Source organism: Streptacidiphilus cavernicola (genome assembly GCF_042510955.1).
GTDB classification, from domain to species: domain Bacteria; phylum Actinomycetota; class Actinomycetes; order Streptomycetales; family Streptomycetaceae; genus Streptacidiphilus; species Streptacidiphilus cavernicola.
In genome coordinates, this window is sequence record NZ_JBHFAB010000003.1 from 126,579 (window position 1) to 149,335 (window position 22,757).

Sequence of the window (22,757 nt, forward strand, 5' to 3'; positions counted from 1 at the left end):
CTTCGGGTGTCGCGTGCAGCCCACCACCTCTCCAGGCGGTGGGCCTGTGTCGTGTGCTGCACATTGTGCCCGGTTCCGGCGACTGGCTGTCCCGGACCGCGAGAGGCGACCTCCTTCAACAGTGGTGAGCCAGTTTCCATGCAAAGGAGTTCGGTTCGTGACGAACCAGAAGCGCCCCAAGGTCAAGATTGCCCGCGCCCTGGGCATTCCGCTGACCCCGAAGTCCGTCAAGTACTTCGAGGCCCGCCCCTACCCGCCCGGCCAGCACGGCCGTGGGCGCAAGCAGAACTCGGACTACAAGGTCCGTCTGGTCGAGAAGCAGCGCCTGCGCGCTCAGTACGACCTGAGCGAGACCCAGATGGCCCGTGCGTTCGACCGTGCCCGCAAGGTCGAGGGCAAGACCGGTGAGGCGCTGATCAGCGAGCTGGAGACGCGTCTGGACTCCCTGGTGCTGCGTTCGGGCATTGCCCGCACCATCTACCAGGCCCGCCAGATGGTCGTCCACGGCCACATCGAGGTCAACGGTTCGAAGGTCAACCGTCCCTCGTTCCAGCTGAAGCCCGGCTTCGTGGTGACGGTCCGTGACCGTTCCAAGGAGAAGACCCCGTTCCAGGTCGCCCGTGAGGGTGGCAACGCGGGCGAGGGTGCGACCGTCAAGTACCTCGAGGTCAACCTGAAGGCCCTGGCCTTCCGTCTGGACCGCGCGCCGCAGCGTCGTGAGGTTCCGGTCATCTGCGACGAGCAGCTCGTCGTCGAGTACTACTCGCGTTGATCCGCGGGTAGTGCCCAGCGGGCCCCCGCCGTCCTCTGACGGCGGGGGCCCGCTGCCGTTCCACCCCCGACAGGGCTTCAGCCGCCTACGCGTCCGCCGGGGCCGGGCTGCGCGGGGAGGTCGGCACCGGCCGCGGTCCCGGCAGGCCGCCGCCCGCGGCCGGGCCGCCTGGCTCCGCGCTGTGCAGCGCGCGGGTGACCGCCGCGTCCAGATCCAGCAGGGTGCCCTGCCGAAACGATTCCGCAGCCTCTGTCTCGGCCAGTCCCGCCAGCACCCGCGCCTCGCAGGTCTCGTGCGCGGCGTTGAAGGTGCTCGAACCGAACAGCGGGATGCCGACCGAACGCCAGATGCTGTGCGCGGCGCCCTGGAGCAGTCGGGCCTCCCGCAGGTCGCCCGCCGCGCCGTCCTCGCCGGGCTCGGTGGCCAGCAGCGCCAGCACCTCGATCCCCAGCACCACCCCGACCAGGTCCCGGAAGCCGTGGCTCAGCCGCACGCACTCCCGGGCGTGGCCCCGGGCCGCCCGCAGCTCCCCGCCGAGCCAGTCCGAGTAGGCGACGGCGAACATCCCGTAGGCGTAGGCCCACTGCTCGCCGAACTCCTCGCAGACACCCCTGACCTTGGCCATCCACAGCTCACCCGACTCGGTCTCGCCCTGGAAGATCATGGCCAGGCCGAGTTCGAACATGGCCATCACCACATTGCTGTTCAGCTCGCCGAGCTTCTCGTAGTGCCACAGCGCCTCCTCGAACAGCTCCGCCGCCCGGGGCAGGTCGTCGCCGATCAGCGCCGCGCAGCCCTGCCGGTGCACCGCGTAGGCGAGGGCCCGGTCGTCGCCGGTCTCCAGCGCCTGCCGGCGGCACTCCTCCAGGGCCGGTCGGGCCCGCGCCAAGTCGCCCTGCAGCGTGGCCATGTAGCCGGTCACCCAGAGCGCCTTGGCCCTGGCCTCGGTCGGCTCGCCGGACAGCGCCAGCGCCCGGTCCAGCCAGTGCCGCCCCTCGCTGAGGTGCCCGCAGCCGACCCAGAAGTACCAGAGCGTCCCGGCCAGGAACAGGGCGAGCTGCTCCTCGCCCGGCTCGGTCAGGCAGTAGTCCAGCGCTGCGCGCAGATTGGCGTGCGCCCGGTGGGTGCGTTCGCTGGTCTGTGCCTGCCGGGCGCTGAACCACTCGATCTCGCCCCAGGTGGCCAGGCCCAGGTACCAGTCCCGGTGGCGGCGGCGGATCCGGTCCTCGTCGCCGGTGTCGCGCAGCCAGCGGGCCCCGTACTCGCGCAGGGTGTCCAGCAGCCGGTAGCGGACGCCGTGGCCGTGCTCCTCGTCGCGGAGCACGATGGACTTGGCGACCAGCTCGGACAGCACGTCCAGCACCTCGTCCGCGGGCAGTCCGGTGCCGCCGCAGACGTACTCGGCGGCGTCCAGGTCGAAGCCCCCGGCGAAGACCGAGACCCGGGCCCAGAGCAGCCGTTCGGCCGGGCTGCACAGCTCGTGGCTCCAGCCGACGGCGGTGCGCATGGTCTGGTGCCGGGGGAGCGCGCTGCGGGAGCCGCCGGTGAGGATCCGGAAGCGGTCGTCCAGCCGCTCGGTGATCTGCTCCACCGAGAGCACCCGCAGCCGTCCGGCCGCCAGCTCCAGCGCCAGCGGGATGCCGTCGAGACGGCGGCACAGCGCGGCCACCGCCTCGGCGTTGCCCGCGGTGAGCCGGAACCCCGGGACCACCGCCGCGGCCCGCTGGACGAACAGCTGCACCACCTGGGCGTCCGGGCTGTCCGCGGGCAGCGGCGGGACGTGCAGCAGGTGCTCCCCGGCGACGCCCAGCGGCTGCCGCCCGGTGGCCAGCACCCGCAGCCGGGGGGCCGCCGCCAGCAGCCGGGCGACCAGCGCCGCCGCCGCGTCCACCAGGTGCTCGAAACCGTCCAGCAGCAGCAGCAGTTCGCGTTCGCGCAGATGCTCGACCAGGACGTCCACCGGCGGACGGGTGGTGCCGTCGGTCAGCCGCAGCGCCTCGGTGACGGCGTGTTCAAGCAGCGCGGGGTCGCTGACCGGGGAGCACTCCACCACCCAGGCGCCGTCGTTCAGCCGGCTCGCGGCGCGCGCGGCGGCGCGGAGCCCGAGCCGGCTCTTGCCGACGCCGCCGGGGCCGACCACGGTGACCAGCCGGTTGCCGTCCAGCAGCCTTTGCGCGTCCGCGAGTTCGGTGGAGCGGCCGACGAAGGCGGTGGTCTCGGCGGGGAGGTTCCCCGGGGTGGTGCTGGACAATCGATCCCCCTGTGGGCGTACGAGGGCGCTCCCCCTGTTCGGCCCAACGAGCGAGCCCGCCGCCGGTTACGCGCCCCGGCGCGGCGGCGGCCCCCGGCCGCGGGCGACGGCGTCGCGGTCCTGGGAGCGCGGCCCGGCGCGATAGGGTTCCTGCACGCCCACAGGCGCGGGCAAAGCGGTGCGGAACGACGAGCGAGCGAAGGAGCAGGCCAAGGTGTCCGGTGGAGAGGTCGCGGGCCTCGTCGTCGCCGTGTTCTGGGCGGTGCTGGTCACCCTGCTCGCGGTGGTCCTGGTCCGGCTCGCCGCCGCGCTGCGCCAGGCGACCGCCCTGGTCGCGGCGGTCACCGAGCGGACCGTGCCGCTGCTGGACGAGGCCGCGCAGACGCTCCGCGCCGCCAACGACCAGCTGGCCCGGGTGGACGAGATCACCGCCAACGTCCAGGACGCCGCCGCCAACGCCAACGCGCTGTCCTCCACCATGGCCGCCACCCTCGGCGGCCCGCTGGTCAAGCTCTCCGCCTTCAGCTACGGCGTCCGCAGCGCGGTCGCCAAGCAGCGCACCGCCGGGCAGCCGGAGCGGCTGATCCCGCACCAGACCGAGCGCGACCTGATCGCCCGGATGGTCAAGGCCGAGGTCAGGGCCGCCACGGTGCGCCGCGGCGTGTTCGCCCGGCTGCTCAGGAAGGGCTGACCACGATGCGCCGGATGTTCTGGATGGCCGTGGGCGCGGGCGCGACGGTGTGGACCCTCAACAAGGCCCAGCGGCTCGCCCGCAGCATCACCCCCGGCAGCCTGGCCGACAGCGCCGCCCGCGGCGCGGTCGAGGCCGGCTCGGCCGTACGCTCCTTCACGGGCGAGGTCAGGGCCGGGATGCTGCAGCGCGAACTGCAGCTCAACCGCGAACTCGGCCTGGACGGCAGCGTCCTGGCCCGGACCGAGCCGTCGAAGGCCCCCGTGCTGCGCGGGGGCGTGAAGAAACGGGTGGAGATCCCGCCCGCTGTGCCGTCTACTACGCATATCACCCCGTACAACCGGAATGAGGACCTGTAATGGAGTCGGCTGAGATCCGCCGCCGCTGGCTGCGATTCTTCGAGGAGCGCGGCCACACCGTCGTCCCCTCGGCGTCGCTGATCGCAGACGACCCGACGCTGCTGCTGGTCCCGGCCGGCATGGTGCCGTTCAAGCCCTACTTCCTCGGCGAGGTCAAGCCGCCCTTCCCGCGCGCCACCAGCGTGCAGAAGTGCGTCCGCACCCCGGACATCGAGGAGGTCGGCAAGACCACCCGGCACGGCACCTTCTTCCAGATGTGCGGCAACTTCTCCTTCGGCGACTACTTCAAGGAGGGGGCGATCCGCTACGCCTGGGACCTGCTCACCCTCCCGCCCGCCGACGGCGGCTACGGCCTGGACCCGGAGCGGCTCTGGATCACCGTCTACCTGGACGACGACGAGGCCGAGAGCATCTGGCGGGAGAAGATCGGCGTCCCGGCCGAGCGGATCCAGCGGCTGGGCAAGAAGGACAACTTCTGGTCCATGGGCGTCCCCGGCCCCTGCGGCCCCTGCTCGGAGATCAACTACGACCGCGGCCCCGAGTTCGGCGTCGAGGGCGGCCCGGCCGTCAACGACGAGCGCTACGTGGAGATCTGGAACCTGGTCTTCATGCAGTACGAGCGCGGCGCGGGCGACGGCAAGGAGGACTTCCCGATCCTGGGCGACCTCCCGGCCCAGAACATCGACACCGGCCTCGGCCTGGAACGCCTCGCGATGATCCTGCAGGGCGTGCAGAACATGTACGAGACCGACACCCTGCGGGTGGTGATCGACAAGGCCACCGAGCTGACCGGGGTCCAGTACGGCGCGGCCCAGGGCACGGACGTCTCGCTGCGCGTGGTCGCCGACCACATGCGCACCTCGGTGATGCTGATCGGCGACGGGGTCACCCCCGGCAACGAGGGCCGCGGCTACGTGCTGCGCCGGATCATGCGCCGCGCCATCCGCAACATGCGGCTGCTGGGCGCGCCGGGGCCGGTGGTCGGCGAGCTGGTCGACACCGTCATCTCCACCATGGGCCAGCAGTACCCGGAGCTGGAGACCGACCGCAAGCGGATCGAGAGCGTCGCGTTGGGCGAGGAGGCCTCCTTCAACCAGACGCTGAAGGCCGGGACGGCGATCCTGGAGACCGCGGTCGGTGAGACCCGCGCCGCCGGCAGCACGGTGCTGTCCGGTGACAGGGTGTTCCAGCTGCACGACACCTACGGCTTCCCGTATGACCTCACCCTGGAGATGGCTGCCGAGCAGGGTGTCTCGGTGGACGAGGACGGTTTCCGGCGGCTGATGAAGGAGCAGCGGGACCGGGCCAAGGCCGACGCCAAGGCCAAGAAGATGGGCCACGCCGACGTCTCCGCCTACCGTGAGGTCGCCGACCGCTCCGGCGTCACCGACTTCATCGGCTACACCGGTGTGATGGGCGAGGCCACCGTGGTCGGCCTGCTGGTGGACGGCGTCCCGGCGCCGGCCGCCAACGAGGGCGACGACGTCGAGGTCATCCTGGACCGCACCCCCTTCTACGCCGAGGGCGGCGGCCAGCTCGCCGACCACGGCCGGATCCGGCTGGACTCCGGCACCGTGGTCGAGGTCCACGACGTGCAGCAGCCGGTCAAGGGCCTGAGCGTGCACAAGGGCACGGTGCTGGTCGGCCAGGTGGTGCTGGGCGCCGCCGCCTACGCCCAGGTGGACGCGGACCGCCGACGCGCGGTCTCCCGGGCCCACTCGGCCACCCACCTGACCCACCAGGCGCTGCGCGACGCGCTCGGCCCGACCGCCGCCCAGGCCGGTTCGGAGAACGCCCCGGGCCGCTTCCGCTTCGACTTCGGCTCGCCGACCGCCATCCCCGGCACGGTGCTCACCGACGTCGAGCAGAAGATCAACGAGGTGCTGGCCCGCGAGCTGGACGTCACCGCCGAGGTGCTGACCATGGACGAGGCCCGCAAGCAGGGCGCGATCGCGATGTTCGGCGAGAAGTACGGCGACGCGGTCCGGGTGGTCACCATCGGCGACTACTCCAAGGAGCTGTGCGGCGGCACCCATGTCGCCAACACCTCGCAGCTGGGCCTGGTGAAGCTGCTCGGCGAGTCGTCCATCGGCGCGGGCGTGCGCCGGGTCGAGGCGCTGGTGGGCGTGGACGCCTACCGCTTCCTGGCCCGCGAGCACACCGTGGTCTCCCAGCTGACCGAGCTGGTCAAGGGCCGTCCCGAGGAGCTTCCGGAGAAGATCGCGGGCATGCTCGGCAAGCTCAAGGACGCCGAGAAGGAGATCGAGCGCTTCCGCGCCGAGAAGGTGCTGCAGGCCGCGGCCGGCCTCGCCGCCGACGCCGAGGACGTGGCCGGCACCGCGCTGGTCGCGGCCCGGGTCCCTGACGGCACGTCGGCCGACGACCTGCGCAAGCTGGTGCTGGACGTCCGGGCGCGGATGTCCGGCGACCGCCCGGTGGTGGTCGCGGTGTTCAGCGTGGTGGGCGGCCGTCCGCTGACCGTGATCGCCACCAACGAGGCGGCCCGCGAGCGCGGGATCAAGGCCGGTGCGCTGGTCCGCACCGCCGCCAAGACCCTCGGCGGGGGCGGCGGCGGCAAGGACGACGTGGCCCAGGGCGGCGGGACCGACCCGGGCGCGGTGGACCAGGCCGTCGCTGCGGTGCGCCGCGAGGTCGGCGCCGCGTGAGCGAGGGTCCGGCCGAGGGCCCGCCGGAGCGCGGCTTCCGGCGCGGGCGGCGGCTCGGCGTGGACGTGGGCGACGCCCGGATCGGTGTCGCGTCGAGCGACCCCGACGGGATGCTCGCCACCCCGGTCGAGACCGTCCCGGCCGGGGGGAAGTCCCAGGCCCGGCTGGTCGCGCTGGTCGAGGAGTACCAGGCGGTGGAGGTGGTGGTCGGGCTGCCCCGTTCGATGAACGGGGGCGAGGGCCCGGCCGCCGCCAAGGTCCGCCGCTACGCGGGCGAGCTGGCGCGGCAGCTGGCGGCGGGTCAGCCGCCGGTCCCGGTGCGGCTGGTGGACGAACGGATGTCCACGGTCACCGCCGCCCAGGGGCTGCGTGCCTCGGGGCGGAACGCCAAGAAGGGGCGCTCGGTGATCGACCAGGCCGCGGCCGTGGTGATCCTGCAGAGTGCGCTGGAGCGGGAGAAGTCGACCGGGCTGCCGCCGGGGCAGCCGGTGGAGCCGCAGACCGCTGGGCCGGAGGGGTGAGCTTCGTCGTATGATCGGCGCGCTGTGCGGTTGACGCGTCGCCATATCGGATGATCTGTCCTATTGCGGAACGTGGCCTGCGATGCAGTGGGGTAACGTTCCGCATCACGGCGGGCCTATGGCACGCTGGTTCGATCGTCGGCGGGGAGGTCCCGTCCGACCGGAGGGGATGCCGGTCGCCACGTCGTCCAAGGGGAAGTATGAGCGACCAGGGCCGCGGCTACGGATCCGAACCGTGGAGCCAGGGGCAGCCCCGCCAGGGCGGGCCCAACCCCGGGTACCCCCAGCAGCCGCCGTACCGCGGCCCGCAGCCCGGCCACCCCGGCGGCCAGCAGCAGCCCTATCCGGGCCCAGGTCAGCAGCCGGGCGGTCCCGGCCCGCAGCAGCAGCCGTACCCCGGTCAGCAGCCCGGCCGTCCCGGTCCGCAACAGCAGCCCTACCCCGGTCCGCAGCAGGCATACCCGGGTCCGCAGCCGGGCCACCCCGGGCCGCCGCAGGGCTACCCGGGCCCGCAGCCCGGTGGTCCGCAGCCCGGTCACCCCGGCCCGCCGCAGGGCTACCCCGGACACCAGGGGCAGCCCGGCTATCCGCACTCCGGCGCCTGGGGCGGTCCGCAGCAGCCGCAGGACCCGTACAGCTCGGGCCAGTACCCGGTGGTGCAGCAGCCGCAGCAGCCCCGGCCGCAGGCCCGCGGCCCGGTGCTCGGTCCGGACGGGATCGACTGGGAGGCCGAGGCCGCCGCACTGGAGGCGGACGTACGCGAGCCCGACCAGGAGCCCGACCACGGCGAGCCCCCCTACCAGGACCCCGACCACGGCACCGGCGAGCACCCGGCCGTGCCCGGCGACGACTACGAGGACGAGGAGTACCACCCCTTCCTCGCCGCCGAGGACGACAGCCGCTCCGGCGAGCGCCGCCGCCGCCAGCAGGGCCGGACCCAGCGCAAGCGCAGCGGGGTGGCCTGCCTGGGCATGTCGCTGCTACTGCTGATCGTGCTCGGGGCCGGCGGCTACTTCGGCTACGGCGAGTACCAGAAGCACTTCGGCCCGCCGGCCGACTACAAGGGCATGGGCACCGGCTCGGTGTCCGTGGTGGTCAAGGACGGCGACGTCGGCACGGACATCGGCAACACCCTGGTTCAGGACGGCGTGGTCGCCAGCACCAAGGCCTTCGTCAACGCCTACAACGACAACTCCAAGGCGATCAGCATCCAGCCCGGCGCCTACACCCTGGCGAAGAAGATGTCCGCCGCCAACGCGGTGGCCGCGCTGGTGGCCGCCAACGGCGGCGACGCGCTGATCATCCCGGAGGGCCTCCCGGCGGCGAAGATCTACCCGATGGTGGACAAGAAGCTGGGCCTGTCCGCGGGCGCCACCGCCGCGGCGGCCAAGGCCGACGTGGCCAAGCTCGGGCTGCCCTCCTACGCGCACGGCAACATCGAGGGCTTCCTCTGGCCGGCCCGCTACTCCATCACCAAGGGCATGAAGCCGGACGATCTGCTCAAGGAGATGGTCGCCACCGCGGTCGGCAAGTTCGACTCGCTGGGCATGGACTCCGGCGCCTCCGCGGTCAAGCTGAAGTCCGGCTACCAGGTGCTGATCGAGGCCAGCATCCTGCAGGCGGAGGGCAACAACCAGGCGGACTTCGGCAAGATCGCCCGGGTCCTCTACAACCGGCTGAACACCAACGACACCCAGGGCAACCTCGGCCTGGACACCACCCTGCAGTACGCGCTGAAGAGCACCCACTTCACCTACGCGCAGAAGAACAACGACAGCGCCGGCGGCTACAACACCTACATCAACAAGGGCCTGCCGCCCGGTCCGATCAGCAACCCCGGCGACGCCGCGGTGCAGGCGGTGCTCAACCCGACGCCGGGCAACTGGGCCTACTTCATCGCGATGACGCCCAGCAACACCCAGTTCACCGAGACCTTCGCCCAGTTCAAGGTGCTGGTCCAGCAGTACTGCACGGCCCACAAGCTGGGCTTCGACTCCACCGCGGGAGCCTGCGTCTGATGCGTGCCGCCGTCCTTGGCTCGCCGATCGCCCACTCGTTGTCCCCGGTGCTGCACCGGGCCGCCTACGCGGCACTGGGGCTGACCGACCGCAGCTACGACCGCTTCGAGGTGGACGAGGCGGCCCTGCCGGGTTTCCTGGCCGACCTGGACGTGGCGGGCCGGGACGGCGGCGGGGCCTGGTCCGGCCTGTCGCTGACCATGCCGCTGAAGCGGGCGGTGATCCCGTTGCTGGACCAGGTCAGCGACACCGCCCTGGCGGTGGACGCGGTGAATACCGTGCTGTTCCACCCCGACGGCCGCCGCACCGGGGAGAACACCGACGTGCCGGGACTGCTCGCGGCGCTGCGCGAGCGCGGGGTGACCCGGGTGGAGTCGGCGGCGGTGCTGGGCGCCGGGGCGACCGCCTCGTCCGCGCTGGCCGCGCTGCGCGAGGTCTGCGCCGGGCCGGTCGCCGTCTACGTCCGTGGCCCGGAACGGGCGGCGCAGATGCGGGAGCTGGGCGAGCGGCTCGGGGTCGACCTGGTCACCCGGCCGTGGGAGCGCGCGGCCGAGGCCTTCACCACCCCGCTGACCGTCTCCACCACTACGGCCGGCGCCAACGACCACCTGGCGGGCGCGGTGCCGGCCGCGCCGGGCGCGCTGTTCGACGTGCTCTACCACCCCTGGCCGACGCCGCTGGCGGCGGCCTGGTCGCAGGCCGGCGGCACCGTGCTGGGCGGCCTGGACCTGCTGGTGCACCAGGCGGTGCTGCAGTGCGAGCTGTTCACCGGCATCGCCCCGGCCCCGCTGGCGGCGATGCGCGCGGCCGGCGAGGCGGCCCTCGCGGGCTGACCCGCGGGGCCCGCCGCGCGGTCCGTCCGCCGTTCGCCGGCGGTGCCTCCCGCTGTCCGTCCCGCGGTCCGCCGGGCCGTCCGTCACCTGGACGAATTCTGAACCCCGGCACCCGGCGTGGGAGGATCGAAGCCGACGTACGTCCGGAACTTTGAGGAGCACCGTTGGGTACCTTGCGCTGGCTGACGGCGGGGGAGTCGCACGGCCCCGCACTCGTGGCGACGCTGGAGGGCCTGCCGGCCGGCGTCCCGATCACCTCGGCCGAGATCGCCGACGCGCTGGCCCGCCGCCGCCTGGGGTACGGACGCGGCGCACGGATGAAGTTCGAGCAGGACCAGGTCACCTTCCTCGGCGGGGTCCGGCACGGCCTGACCATGGGCAGCCCGGTCGCGATCATGGTCGGCAACACCGAGTGGCCGAAGTGGGAGCAGGTCATGTCGGCCGACCCGGTCGACCCGGAGATCCTGGCCGGCCTGGCCCGCAACGAGGCGCTCACCCGCCCCCGCCCCGGCCACGCCGACCTCGCCGGGATGCAGAAGTACTCGCTGGACGAGGCCCGCCCGGTGCTGGAGCGCGCCAGCGCCCGGGAGACCGCGGCCCGGGTCGCCCTCGGCGCGGTCGCCCGCTCCTACCTCAAGCAGACCTGCGGCATCGAGCTGGTCTCGCACGTGGTCGAGCTGGGCGCGGCCAAGGCCCCGGCCGGGGTGGTCCCGGTCCCCGCCGACGAGGCCCGGCTCGATGAGGACCCGGTGCGCTGCCTGGACGCCGACGCCGCCAAGCGGATGGTCGCCGAGATCGACCAGGCCCACAAGGACGGTGACACCCTCGGCGGCGTGGTCGAGGTGCTCGCCTACGGCGTCCCGGTGGGCCTCGGCTCGCACGTGCACTGGGACCGCCGCCTGGACGCCCGGCTGGCCGCCGCCCTGATGGGGATTCAGGCGATCAAGGGGGTCGAGGTCGGCGACGGCTTCGAGCTGGCCCGGGTGCCCGGCTCGCAGGCCCATGACGAGATCGTCCCCGGCGAGGACGGCGTGCGCCGCACCTCCGGCCGCTCCGGCGGCACCGAGGGCGGCCTGTCCACCGGTGAGCTGCTGCGGGTCCGCGCCGCGATGAAGCCGATCGCGACCGTCCCGCGCGCGCTGGCCACCATCGACGTGCGCACCGGCGAGGCCGCCAAGGCGCACCACCAGCGCTCCGACGTCTGCGCGGTCCCGGCCGCCGGGATCGTCGCCGAGGCGATGGTCGCGCTGGTGCTGGCCGACGCGGTGAACGAGAAGTTCGGCGGCGACAACATCAGCGAGACCCGCCGCAACGTCCAGGGCTACCTCGACCACCTCGTGGTCCGATGACCGGCCCGACGAGCGGCCCGGCGTCCGGCCCGGTGGTGGTCCTGGTCGGGCCGCCCGGCTCCGGCAAGTCCACCGTGGGCGCGGCGCTGGCCGAGCGCCTGGGCGTGGGCTACCGCGACACCGACGCGGACGTCGTCGCCTCGGCCGGCAAGCCGATCGCGGACATCTTCCTGGACGACGGCGAGCCGCTGTTCCGCGAGCTGGAGGCGGCGGCGGTGCGCACCGCGCTGGCCGAGCACACCGGGGTGCTGGCGCTCGGCGGCGGAGCGGTGCTGCGCGAGGAGACCCGCGCGCTGCTGGCCGACCACCCGGTGGCGTTCCTGGACGTCGGCCTGCACGACGCGGTCAAGCGGGTCGGCCTGGACGCCCCGCGCCCGCTGCTGATCGGCAGCCCGCGGGCCCGCTGGCGCGAGCTGATGGAGCAGCGCCGCCCCCTGTACACCGAGGTCGCCCGCACCGTGGTGGCCACCGACGGCCTGACCCCCGACCAGGTGGCCGAGGCCGTCCTCAACGCCCTTGAGCTGGAGAAGGCATGACGGAGAGTCACCCGGTCGCCCGGATTCGCGTCGGCGGTACTGCCGGTACCGCCCCGTACGACGTGCTGCTCGGCCACAACCTGCTCGGCGAGCTGGCCGGGCTGGTCGGCACGGCCGCGCGCCGGGTCGCCGTGGTGCACCCGGAGGCGCTGGCCGCGACCGGTGAGGCGATCAGGGACGACCTGGCCGCGCAGGGCTACCAGGCCATCGCGCTGCAGGTGCCCAACGCCGAGGAGGCCAAGAGCGCCGAGGTCGCGTCGTACTGCTGGTCGGTGCTGGCGCAGACCGGCTTCACCAGGACCGATGCGATCGTCGCGGTGGGCGGCGGTGCGACCACCGACCTGGCCGGCTTCGTCGCCGCCTCCTGGCTGCGCGGCATCCGCTGGATCGCCATGCCGACCACGCTGCTGGGCATGGTGGACGCGGCGGTCGGCGGCAAGACCGGGATCAACATCGTCGAGGGCAAGAACCTGGTGGGCGCATTCCACCCGCCGGCCGGGGTGCTGGCCGACCTGGCCACGCTGGAGTCGCTGCCGCGCAACGACTACGTCAGCGGCCTGGCCGAGGTGATCAAGACCGGCTTCATCGCCGACCCGGTGATCCTGGACCTGGTCGAGTCCGACCCGCAGGCCGCCGCGACCCCGGCCGGGCCGCACACCGCCGAGCTGATCGAGCGCTCGATCAAGGTCAAGGCCGAGGTGGTCTCCGGCGACCTCAAGGAGTCGGGCCGCCGCGAGATCCTCAACTACGGCCACACCCTGGCCCACGCCATCGAGCGCAATGAGCGCTACAAGTGGCGCCATGGCGCGGCGGTCAGCGTCGGCATGGTCTACGCCGCCGAACTCGGCCGCCTGGCCGGGCGGTTGGACGACGCCACGGCCGACCGGCACAAGGCCGTGCTGGCCTCGGTCGGGCTGCCGCTGACCTACCGGGCCGACGCCTGGCCGAAGCTGCTGGAGACGATGAAGCTGGACAAGAAGTCCCGCGCGGACATGCTGCGCTTCATCGTGCTGGACGGCCTGGCCAAGCCCACCGTGCTGGAGGCCCCGGATCCGACCCTGCTGGTCGCCGCCTACGCCGAGGTCGCCACGTGAGCGAGCCGCAGCGGGTACTGGTGCTGAACGGCCCCAACCTCGGCCGTCTCGGCAGCCGCGAGCCCGACGTCTACGGCTCCACCTCCTACGCCGGGCTGGTCCAGCGCTGCACCGCGCTCGGCAGGGAACTGGGGCTGGAGGTCGAGGTCCGGGAGACCAACGACGAGGGGGAGATGATCCGCTGGCTGCACGAGGCCGCCGACGGGAAGCTCCCGGTGGTGATCAACCCCGGTGCGTTCACCCACTACTCGTACGGGATGCGGGACGCCGCCGCGCAGCGCACCGCGCCGCTGATCGAGGTGCACATCTCCAACCCGCACGCCCGCGAGGAGTTCCGGCACACCTCGGTGATCTCCGCGGTGGCCTCCGGTACCATCGCCGGATTCGGCATCGGCTCCTATGAGTTGGCCCTGCGCTCGCTGGTCTGAGAACCTGGTCCCGGGCGGCACGGCAGGGGTGCCGACGAGCCGCCCGGAACGGTTCCGCAGGAGGTGGGCGCGTTGAGCGAGGGGCACTACCCGGGCAGTCTGCCCGAGCCGGCGCCCGGCCCGCCCCGGGCCACGCTGCAGCTCCGGGCCGTCCCGGAGAGCGCCGCCACCGGACACTTCGCCATGCCGGACGCGCCGCCGCCGGGGACCGCCTACCCGCACCCCCAGCCGCAGGGGCCGGTCGCGGTGCTGCTGATCGGCCCGGCCGGCGCGGGCAAGACCTCGGTCGCCCGCTACTGGGCCGACCGCCGGGCCACGCCCACCGCACACATCAGCCTGGACGACGTCAGGGAGTGGGTCAGGGCCGGTTTCGCCAACCCGCAGTCGGGCTGGAACGACCAGTCCGAGGCGCAGTACCGGCTGGCCCGCCGCACCTGCGGCTTCGCCGCCCGCAACTACTTCGCCAACGGCATCTCCTGCATCATCGACGACGCGGTCTTCCCGGACCGCCCGGCGATCGGCCTCGGCGGCTGGAAGCGGCACGTGGGCCCGGCGCTGCTGCCGGTGGTGCTGCTGCCAGGACTGGACGTGGTGCTGGCCCGCAACGCGGAGCGCAGCGGGGTGCGCAGGCTGGCGGACGAGGAGGTGGCCCGGATCCACGGCCGGATGGCCGGCTGGTACGGCTCGGGCCTGACCATCATCGACAACTCCCGCCTGGACGTCCCCGGCACCGCGGCAGCCCTGGACCAGGTCGTCGCCCGCAGCCTGGCCGCCCAACCGCAGCCCCCGCACCCGCCCGCCCAGCACCCGCCCGCCCCGCACCCGCCCGCCCCGCACCCGCACCAGCCACCGCCCCGGTAGCCCGACCGGATGCCGTCGGGCGGCGCCGCGGCCCGGCCGTACCTAGGCTCGGGACCATGCCCCACCTGTACGCAGAACGCCGGGACCGGCTCCGCGGCCGTTGCAGCGCCGCCGGGCTCGACGCCGCGCTGGTCACCAGCCCGGCCAACGTCCGCTGGCTGACCGGCTCGGACGGCGCGCGGGCACTGCTGCTCACCCGCGACGCGGTGCTGGTCGCCTCCTCCACGCCGCCCGCCCCGCCCGTGACCTCAGCGACCCCCGCGGCCTCCACGGCCGCACCGCGGCGGGACTCGGACGGCGGCCCGGTCGCCGTGCTGCTCCCGCCCGGGGAGGATCCGGCGGTGCTGCTCGCGGCCCGCTGCTCCGGCCGCACGCTCGGGGTGGAGGAGCACCACCTCACCGTCGCCCGGCACCGCGCGGTCACCGCCGCGACCGGAGCCGAGCAGCTGCGGGACCTCGGCCCCGCGGTCGAGCAGCTGCGCACGGTCAAGGACGAGGAGGAGATCAACCACCTCCGGGTGGCTGGCGAGATCGCCGACCAGGCGCTGGGCGAACTGCTGGAGTCCATCCTGGTCGGCCGCACCGAACGGCACCTGGCGATGGAGCTGGAGCGCCGGATGGTCGACCACGGCGCCGACGGCCCGGCCTTCCCGGTCCGGGTCGGCGCCGGTGAGCACTCCGGGCTCGTCGCGCACGTCCCCGGCGACCGGCGGGTCGAGGACGGCGAGTTCCTCACCGTGGCGCTCGGCGCCTGCTACCGCGGTTACCGCGCCGCGCTGACCCGTACCTTTGTGATCGGGCTCAGCCCGGCCGACTGGCAGGCCGACCTGCACCGGCAGGTGTTCGCGGCCCAGCGCGCCGCGCGCGAGGCGCTGGCCGTCGGGGCCGGCTGCGACGCCGCCGACCTGGCCGCGCTGCGGGTCCTCGACGCGGCCGGGTCCGGCCTCCCGGCGGACCCGGGAGCCGGCCTCGGCGGGGGTGTCGGGGACGGTGTGGGCCTGGAGATCGGGGAGCAGCCGCATCTCGGCCCCCAGGAGTTCGGTAAGCTTGACAATCGTGTGCCGGTCACCGTCGGCGTCGGGGTGTGCATCCCCGGCCGGGGCGGGGTCCGGATCGAGGACACGCTCGTCGTGCGACCGTCCGAGGACGGGGGCCCCGAGCTGCTCACCACCACCACCAAGGAGCTCCTCGCCCTGTGACCCCCGCGGGTCCGCGGACACGGCCACTTGGTTCGGGGTTCTGTTCCTTGACAGACAGCGATATATCACAGGAGTTAGTGCGACCGTGGCTTCCACCAACGACCTCAAGAACGGCATGGTGCTCAAGCTCGACAATGGCCAGCTCTGGTCCGTCGTCGAGTTCCAGCACGTCAAGCCCGGCAAGGGCCCGGCCTTCGTGCGCACCAAGCTCAAGCACGTGCTGTCCGGCAAGGTCGTCGACAAGACCTTCAACGCCGGCGTGAAGGTCGAGACGGCCAACGTCGACAAGCGCGGGATGCAGTTCTCGTACAAGGACGGCGAGGACTTCGTGTTCATGGACATGGACACCTACGACCAGATCCAGATCTCCCGCACGGTGCTCGGCGACAACGCCAACTACCTGCTGGAGGGCTTCGAGGCCACCGTCGCGATGTACGAGGGCGCGCCGCTCTACGTCGAGCTGCCGACCTCGGTCGAGCTGGTCATCGAGTACACCGAGCCCGGCGTCCAGGGCGACCGCTCCACCGGCGGCACCAAGCCCGCGCGCCTGGAGACCGGCCACGAGATCGGCGTCCCGCTGTTCATCGTCACCGGCGAGAAGATCAAGGTCGACACCCGCACCGGTGACTACCTCGGCCGGGTGAACTCCTAACCGTGTCCACCGCACGCAACAAGGCCCGCACGCGCGCCTTCCAGATCCTCTTCGAGGCGGACCACCGGGGCGTCGCCCCGCAGTCCGTCCTCGCGGACTGGGTGCGCCGCGCCCGGACTCCGGACGAGGGCACGCCGCAGGTCAGCGAGTACACGATGGAGCTGGTCGAGGGCTACACCCAGTACGCGGCCCGGATCGACGACCTGCTCGCCACCTACGCGGTGGGCTGGACGCTGGACCGGATGCCCATCGTGGACCGCAATGTGCTGCGCCTGGGCGCGTACGAGCTGATCTGGGTGGACAGCGTCCCCGACGCCGTCGTCCTGGACGAGTCGGTCCAGATCGCCAAGGAGTTCTCCACCGACGACTCCCCGGCGTTCGTCAACGGCCTGCTGGCCCGGCTGCTGGAACTCAAGCCCTCGCTGCGCGCCACCCGCGACTGACGTCGGCTCGGACAAGCCCGGCGGTTCCCCGGAGCGGGGGCGCCGGGCTTTTCGCCGCCCCCGGGGATCACCTTTGGTGACAGTCCTGTGACACAGCGTGCGCATGGGGCGGGCGGGACCGGGGAGGACGGAGTCAGCGGCCGACGCGCCGCAGCGTTCCCCCGCACCCCGAGGAGTCCCCATGGCCGCCAGGCACGCCCGTACCCCCGCCAGGACCGCCGCGCCCGCCTCCTGCCCCGGCGCCGCCCGCCGCACGGACGAGGCCCGCTCCCGGCGCTGCACACCCCCGGCTGCCCCGGCGCCGACCCTGCTCGGCCTGATCACCAGCCGGGAGGACTTCGAGGAGCTGCGGCGCGACGGCGGCACCGAGTACACCTCGTTCGCGCGCTACCTGGCGGACACCGGGGAGCTGATCGCCGGGATCCGGGCAGCCGGCGGCAGCGTCCGGGGGCGCGCGTTCCACCCCGGCGACCTGGTCGCCTACTGCGCCGAGCGGGGCCTGTCGCTGGCCGACCCCGGCAGCCACACCGCGTACACCGCCGACCCGGAGGCCGCGGACACCGAGTGGGTCCGCTACCAGGACGAGCCGCTGGAGGAGTTCCTCGGCCGACTGGACCGGGCCCGGCAGCGCGGACTGGTCCACCGGCAGCTGGAGCGGCTGCTCGCGGAGACCGCGGAGGCCGCGGCGACCGGGGTGTTCCCGACCGAGCCGCTGCGCGAGGCCTACGAGCGCGGTGCGGCGGCGCTGCGCCGGATGCTGCTGGGCGCGGGACCGGGCCGGTTCCGCCTGGTCTGCGCACTCCAGCCGCCGGAGGGCCCGGTCGAGGCCCGAGCCGACCTGCTGCTGGTCGCCGGGGAGGCGGGTGGCGGCACCGTGCTGCGGATCGAGGACGCCGACCTGGACCTGCTCTGCTCGCTGCTCTGCACCGGCTACGCGTTGGGCCTGCCAGGCGGGGTGCTGCTGTCCGGGATGTGCGCCGAACGCGGGTCGGTGGCCTGGGGCTGGGGCTTCGACGGCGGCGGCGCCGACGGCAGCGGGTTCGCCCCGTGCAACGCCGCCGACGTGCTGCTCGACCTGACCGTTCCGGCCGCGTCCTGGATCGCGGTCTGCCTCCCCGGCGCCGCGGCGGTCCCCGGCTTCCCGCTCGACGAGATCGCCCTGGACTGACCCCGGCTCAGCCGGAAGGGGGCGCACCGGAACCGTCCCGGTGCGCCCCTTCCGGCCGTGCGTGCGGGTTCACCCCGCCGCCGAGGCGGTGGTCCGGGGGAGGAGCTGGACCAGGGCGGCCAGCAGCAGTTCGACCGCCAGCAGCGCGGCCAGGGCCGCCCGGAGCGCGTGCGGGTAGTGCGCGACCACCCCGTCGCCCAGCGCGCCGTAGAAGACGATGCCGATCAGCGCGATCCCCAGCGCCCCGCCGACCTGCTGCACCGTCGCCAGCACCCCGGACGCCGAGCCGACCAGCTGCGGGCTGACCCGCACCAGCACCGCCCCGGTCAGCGGGGCGATCACCATGCCCATCCCGATCCCGTCCACCAGCAGGCCGGGGACCAGCCAGCCGACCCCGGTACCGCTGCCCACGGCCGACCAGAGCAGGCCCAGCCCCAGCGCCATCAGCAGCGCGCCCACGGACAGCACCTGACGGCCCATCCGCGCCGCGAGCAGGTGCGCGGTCATCGAGGTGGCCAGGTAGCCGCCGCCGATCGCGACGAAGACGACGCCCGACGCCAGCGCGTCAAGACCGCGCCCCTGCTGCAGGTACAGCGCCAGGACCAGGAAGAACGAGCCCTGGCCGAGCCAGAAGGTCAGCGTGGTGAGCAGGCCGACGCTGAACGCCCGCTCCCGGAACAGCCCGGTGTGCACCAGCGGCGACCCGTCCGCCCGTCCGCTCAACCGGTGCTGGTGCGCGCCGAAGACCGCGAACAGCGCGGCGGAGCCGCCCAGGCAGAGCCAGGTCCACAGCGGCCAGCCCTGCGAACGTCCCTGGATCAGCGGCAGGACCAGGGCCACCAGCGCGGCGCTGACCAGCACGACCCCGGTGTTGTCCAGTCGGGGCCGCTGCGGGGCCCGCGACTCGGGGACGGTGCGCGGGACCAGCGCCAGGGTGGCCAGCCCGACCGGCAAGTTGATCAGGAAGCAGGCCCGCCAGTCCAGCCCGAACAGGTCGGCCCGGATCAGCAGCCCGCCGATGAGCTGCCCGAACACCGCGCCGACGCCCATCGTCAGCCCGTACATCGCGAACGCCTTGGCCTGGGCCGCGCCCTGGTAGGAGGTGCGCAGGATGACCAGCACCTGAGGGCCCATCAGCGCGGCGGACAGGCCCTGGACCACCCGGGCCGCGATCAGCACTCCGGTCGTCGGGGCCAGGCCGCAGGCCGCCGAGGACAGCGTGAACAGCGTGAGCCCGGCGCTGAAGACCCGGCGCCGTCCGGCGATGTCGCCGATCCGGCCGGCGGTGATCAGCCCGGCGGCCAGGGCCAGGCTGAAGCCGGCCACGATCCACTGGACCGCCGAGGGGCCGGCCCCGAGCCGCAGCTGCATCGAGGGGATCGCCACATTGACGATGAAGAAGTCCAGCGCGGTCATGAAGGGCGCCACCAGCACGCCCGGACGCAGCCCGCGCGGCGGCCGGGTCGGCGCCGACCGGCGGGGTGGAGCGGGGGAGGGGACGGGGGCGGTCGAGCTGGTCGAGGTGGTCATCACTGCTCTCCTGGAACGGCGGAACGGGTGACTACTGAGGGGGACGGCCCGCGCGGGGCTGTGGGAGCAGCCCCGCGCGGGAGATCGGGGACGGCGGTCAGCCGGCCGCGGGCACCTGGTCGAGGAAGCCGAGCACCTGGCTGATCCGCCCGTCGGCGTCGGCCACCAGCACGTCGAAGCCGACGACCAGCGCCTCACCGCCGGCCGGGCCCAGCTCCCAGCCGAAGCGGGCGATGCCGTGGTGCGCGTCGACCGGCCCGAGCAGGCTGAACACCAGCCCGGGGAACTGCTGCTGGACCGCGCCGAGGGTGGCGTCGATGGCGTCCCGGCCCTCGGCCGCGACCAGCGGGTCGGTGTAGCGGCCGTCCTCGGCCCAGAGGTCGGCGACCAGGGCCCGGCGGGCGGCCGGGTCGGTCTCGTTCCAGCCGGCGAGGTAGCGCACCGCGAGGTCCTGGAGGTTGGCTGCGTCGGTCATCGGAGACTCCTTGGCCTTGTGCCGGGACCCGGTGTCCCCGCAGGTCAAGAAGCTACGCAGGAGCGACGGCGGTCGAATCCGTCATGCTTAGGTACTTCGCGGGCAGGTAGGGTTCCGGTCGTGGCTTCCCAGCTGTACGGACGCGAGGACGAGCAGGCCGTCGTCGACGCCCTGCTGACCGCCGCCCGGCAGGGCCGCAGCGGTGCGCTGGTGCTGCGCGGCGAGCCGGGCATCGGCAAGACCGCGCTGCTGGACCACGCCGCCGGGGCGGCAGCCGGTGCCGGCTTCCGGGTGATCCGCACCACCGGCGTCCCCGACGAGGCCGAACTCCCCTTCGCCGGGCTGTCGCTGCTGCTCGCACCGGCCGTGGACCGGCTGCCCGGACTGCCCGCGCCGCAGCGCCGCTCGCTGGAGCGGGCGTTCGGCCTGGCCGAGCCGGAGGAGGCCGGGTCCACCCCCGGCGACCGGCTGCTGGCCGGGCTCGCGGTGCTCTCGCTGCTGGCCGAACTCGCGGACCGGCAGCCGCTGCTGTGCCTGGTGGACGACGCCCAGTGGCTGGACCCGGAGTCCACCGGGGCGCTGCTGCTGGCCGCCCGGCGGCTGCAGGCCGAGGGCGTGGTGCTGCTGCTCGCCGCCCGCGACGGGGAGGGCTCCTGGGCCGCCCCCGGGCTGCCGGAGCTGCGGCTGTCCGGCCTCGCCGAACCGGCCGCCGAGGCGCTGCTCGCCGCCACCGCCGCGCTCCCGCTGCCGGCCCGTCGCCGGATCCTGGCCGAGGCGCACGGCAATCCGCTGGCGCTCACCGAGCTGCCGCGGCTCCCGGGCAGCAGCGCTGACGCAGAGTCAGCAGACGATACGTCAGCTGACATTTCCCCGGCGGAGGTTCCGCTGGCGGGTCGGCTCCAGCTCGCCTACCACGGACAGGTCACTCGGCTGCCCGCGGCCACCCAGACCCTGCTGCTGGTCGCCGCGCTGGAGCAGACCGGGGAGCTGGACCCGGTGCTCAGAGCGGCGGCGCTGCTGGGCGCGCGGGCCGAGGACCTGCGCGCCGCCGAGGAGGCGGGCCTGGTGCGGACCGGGGCCGGGGCTCGGCTCGGCTTCCGGCACCCGCTGCTGCGCTCGGCCGTCCAGCAGCGCGCCCCGCTGGCCCAGCGGCTGGCCGCGCACCGGGCGCTGGCCGAGGTGCTCACCGACGAGCGCCGCCGGGTCTGGCACCTGGCCCTGGCCGCGACCGGCCCCGACGAGCAGCTCGCCGCGGCGCTGGAACGCGGTGCCGAGCACGCGGCCCGGCGCGGCGGCCATGCCGGGGCCGCCTCTGCCTATGAGCGGGCGGCCCGGCTCAGCCCGTCCCCGGCCGACGCCACCCGCCGCCATGCCTACGCCGCCGAGGCCGCGGTGGAGGGAGGCGAGCTGGACCGCGCGGCCGGTCTGGCGACCAGGGCGCTGCGCCGGATGGACGCCGAACCGGGCCCGCCGGACCCGCTGACGCAGGCTCAGCTGCTGTTCGTCCAGGGCGTCACCCGGTTCTGGCACGGCGACCACAGCGGCGCACTCGACCTGCTGCTGCGCACCGCCGACCTGGTCACCGGCGTGGCGCCGGAGCAGGTCGCCCGGGTGCTGTTCCAGGCCTTCCATGCCGCATGGTACCTGGGCGAGGAACCGGTCGACCGGGTCAGGGAGCGGCTGGTCGCGCTGGACCGGGCGCTCGCCCCGGACGCCTGGGCGCTGCCGCTGGTCCGCTACCTGGTCGACGTCACCGGGGCGCTGCTCGGCCGCGCGGACGCGGCGGGTTCGGCGCCCGCCCCGGTCGCCGAGGCGGTGGCGCTGGCCCGTGCCGCGGGCGCGGCGGTGCCGGTCGACCTGGGCACGGTGTGCGGGGCCGGGCTGATCCTCGGCGACGACGCCGAGACCGCCCGGCTGGCCGGGGAACTGGTCGCCGAGGCCCGCACGGTGGGCGCGGTCGGGGCGCTGCCCACCCTGCTGTTCTTCCTGGCCGAGGGGGAGCTGTTCACCGGCCGTCCGGCCGACGCGCTGGCCCACGCCGCCGAGTCGCTGCGGATCGCCGAGGACATCGGCCAGCGGCAGTGGGCCGGGCAGATGCACAGCTTCCTCGGCTACCTGGCCGCGCTGGCCGGGGACGAGGCGGCGACCCGGGCCGCCGCCGCCGACGCGCTGGCCGCGGGCCCGGCCGGCCGCCCCTGGACCCAGTGGGCGCTGGGCCTGCTCGACCTCGGCCAGGGCCGGGCCGAGGACTGCCTGACCCGGCTCGAACCCCTGGTCGGCGGCCCGCAACGGCACCACGTCGCCGCGTTGCGGGCCGTCCCCGACCTGGTCGAAGCAGCGGTACGGCTGCGGCAGCCGGAGCGGGCCGCCGACGCCTTCGGCTACTTCCGCGGCTGGGCCGCCCGCACCGGTCAGCCGTGGGCGGCGGCCCTGGTGCTCCGCTGCGAGGCCCTGCTGGAGCAGAACGGCGGCGCGGAGCAGCGCTTCCTCGCCGCGCTCACGCTGCACGGCGAGCAGCACCGCCCCTGGGACCGGGCCAGAACCGAGCTGCTGTACGGCGAGTGGCTCCGCCGCGAACGCCGCAGGACCGACGCCCGGGTCCCGCTGCGGGCCGCGCTGGACGCCTTCGAGCAGGTGGGCGCCGCCCCCTGGGCCGAGCGGGCCCGCACCGAACTGGGCGCGACCGGCAGTGCCGCCCCGGCCCGGGAGGGCGCGCAGGGCGGTACCGCGCAGCTGACCCCGCAGGAGGCGCAGATCGTCCGGCTGGCGGCGCAGGGGCTGTCCAACCGGGACATCGCCGCGCAGCTGTTCCTCAGCTCGCGGACCGTCGGCTACCACCTCTACAAGGCCTACCCCAAGCTGGGCGTGGCCTCCAGGACCGAACTGGCATCCGTGCTCTGACCCGGCGTCA

General features: G+C 74.1%; 19 protein-coding genes and 1 pseudogene. 17 read left to right on the top strand and 3 right to left on the bottom strand.

The features are described 5' to 3' along the window. The first annotated feature begins 157 nt into the window (after positions 1–157). Entirely contained in the window at positions 158–772 is a 615-nt protein-coding gene (gene rpsD, locus ACEZDE_RS04940; RefSeq protein WP_380500908.1) for a 30S ribosomal protein S4, read from the top strand. Between the two features lie 85 nt (positions 773–857). Here rpsD and ACEZDE_RS04945 read toward each other — a convergent pair whose 3' ends face one another. Continuing rightward, positions 858–3,023 (bottom strand): ATP-binding protein, encoded by a 2,166-nt coding sequence (locus ACEZDE_RS04945; protein WP_380532692.1) that lies wholly within the window; start codon positions 3,021–3,023, stop codon positions 858–860. Between the two features lie 214 nt (positions 3,024–3,237). On the opposite strand from ACEZDE_RS04945, the gene ACEZDE_RS04950 reads away from it, so the two are divergent. The 15 genes and pseudogenes from ACEZDE_RS04950 (at position 3,238) to ACEZDE_RS05020 (ending at position 17,841) form a co-directional block, all read left to right on the top strand. Next, complete coding sequence (locus ACEZDE_RS04950) at positions 3,238–3,714, top strand: DUF948 domain-containing protein (RefSeq protein ID WP_380532695.1); 477 nt, start codon at positions 3,238–3,240, stop codon at positions 3,712–3,714. Between the two features lie 14 nt (positions 3,715–3,728). Beyond that, the gene (locus tag ACEZDE_RS04955) at positions 3,729–4,073 is read left to right on the top strand and encodes a DUF6167 family protein (protein ID WP_380532698.1); all 345 of its coding nucleotides are present in this window, start codon (positions 3,729–3,731) and stop codon (positions 4,071–4,073) included. Further along, entirely contained in the window at positions 4,073–6,739 is a 2,667-nt protein-coding gene (alaS, locus tag ACEZDE_RS04960; RefSeq protein ID WP_380532701.1) for an alanine--tRNA ligase, read from the top strand. The genes ACEZDE_RS04955 and alaS overlap by 1 nt, the downstream gene beginning before the upstream one ends. Then, on the top strand, positions 6,736–7,260 hold the full coding sequence (gene ruvX / locus ACEZDE_RS04965; RefSeq protein WP_380532703.1) for a Holliday junction resolvase RuvX: 525 nt from the start codon (positions 6,736–6,738) through the stop codon (positions 7,258–7,260). The genes alaS and ruvX overlap by 4 nt, the downstream gene beginning before the upstream one ends. A gap of 200 nt (positions 7,261–7,460) precedes the next feature. Continuing rightward, positions 7,461–9,278, top strand: a complete 1,818-nt coding sequence (gene mltG / locus ACEZDE_RS04970) for an endolytic transglycosylase MltG (RefSeq protein ID WP_380532705.1) — start codon at positions 7,461–7,463, stop codon at positions 9,276–9,278. Further along, positions 9,278–10,111: a shikimate dehydrogenase gene (locus ACEZDE_RS04975; RefSeq protein WP_380532708.1), complete on the top strand. Its 834-nt coding sequence runs from the start codon at positions 9,278–9,280 to the stop codon at positions 10,109–10,111. The genes mltG and ACEZDE_RS04975 overlap by 1 nt, the downstream gene beginning before the upstream one ends. Positions 10,112–10,275: 164 nt before the next feature. Further along, positions 10,276–11,460 carry a chorismate synthase gene (gene aroC, locus ACEZDE_RS04980; protein WP_380532711.1) on the top strand — a complete coding sequence of 395 codons (1,185 nt, stop codon included), beginning with the start codon at positions 10,276–10,278 and terminating at the stop codon, positions 11,458–11,460. Continuing rightward, positions 11,457–11,996, top strand: coding sequence for a shikimate kinase (locus ACEZDE_RS04985; protein ID WP_380532713.1), 540 nt, complete (start codon positions 11,457–11,459; stop codon positions 11,994–11,996). The genes aroC and ACEZDE_RS04985 overlap by 4 nt, the downstream gene beginning before the upstream one ends. Beyond that, positions 11,993–13,090, top strand: coding sequence for a 3-dehydroquinate synthase (gene aroB / locus ACEZDE_RS04990; RefSeq protein ID WP_380532716.1), 1,098 nt, complete (start codon positions 11,993–11,995; stop codon positions 13,088–13,090). The genes ACEZDE_RS04985 and aroB overlap by 4 nt, the downstream gene beginning before the upstream one ends. Then, a complete protein-coding gene (aroQ, locus tag ACEZDE_RS04995; protein ID WP_380532718.1) occupies positions 13,087–13,518 on the top strand; it encodes a type II 3-dehydroquinate dehydratase in 432 nt (143 codons plus the stop codon). Before aroB ends, aroQ begins: the two co-directional genes overlap by 4 nt. 63 nt (positions 13,519–13,581) lie before the next feature. Beyond that, a pseudogene (locus tag ACEZDE_RS05000) lies at positions 13,582–14,298 on the top strand (AAA family ATPase); the annotation flags it as partial. A 137-nt stretch (positions 14,299–14,435) separates the two neighbouring features. Further along, complete coding sequence (locus tag ACEZDE_RS05005; protein ID WP_380532720.1) at positions 14,436–15,578, top strand: M24 family metallopeptidase; 1,143 nt, start codon at positions 14,436–14,438, stop codon at positions 15,576–15,578. A gap of 85 nt (positions 15,579–15,663) precedes the next feature. Beyond that, positions 15,664–16,230 (top strand): elongation factor P, encoded by a 567-nt coding sequence (gene efp, locus ACEZDE_RS05010; protein WP_380532722.1) that lies wholly within the window; start codon positions 15,664–15,666, stop codon positions 16,228–16,230. A 2-nt stretch (positions 16,231–16,232) separates the two neighbouring features. Beyond that, positions 16,233–16,673 carry a transcription antitermination factor NusB gene (gene nusB, locus ACEZDE_RS05015; RefSeq protein ID WP_380532725.1) on the top strand — a complete coding sequence of 147 codons (441 nt, stop codon included), beginning with the start codon at positions 16,233–16,235 and terminating at the stop codon, positions 16,671–16,673. A 181-nt stretch (positions 16,674–16,854) separates the two neighbouring features. Further along, positions 16,855–17,841 (top strand): hypothetical protein, encoded by a 987-nt coding sequence (locus ACEZDE_RS05020; protein ID WP_380532727.1) that lies wholly within the window; start codon positions 16,855–16,857, stop codon positions 17,839–17,841. Between the two features lie 69 nt (positions 17,842–17,910). On the opposite strand, the gene ACEZDE_RS05025 is transcribed toward ACEZDE_RS05020, so the two are convergent. Both ACEZDE_RS05025 and ACEZDE_RS05030 read right to left on the bottom strand, forming a co-directional pair. After that, entirely contained in the window at positions 17,911–19,371 is a 1,461-nt protein-coding gene (locus ACEZDE_RS05025) for an MFS transporter (RefSeq protein WP_380532729.1), read from the bottom strand. A 97-nt stretch (positions 19,372–19,468) separates the two neighbouring features. Continuing rightward, complete coding sequence (locus ACEZDE_RS05030; RefSeq protein ID WP_380532732.1) at positions 19,469–19,846, bottom strand: nuclear transport factor 2 family protein; 378 nt, start codon at positions 19,844–19,846, stop codon at positions 19,469–19,471. A 120-nt stretch (positions 19,847–19,966) separates the two neighbouring features. On the opposite strand from ACEZDE_RS05030, the gene ACEZDE_RS05035 reads away from it, so the two are divergent. After that, positions 19,967–22,747, top strand: a complete 2,781-nt coding sequence (locus ACEZDE_RS05035) for an ATP-binding protein (RefSeq protein WP_380532735.1) — start codon at positions 19,967–19,969, stop codon at positions 22,745–22,747. Positions 22,748–22,757: the final 10 nt, after the last annotated feature.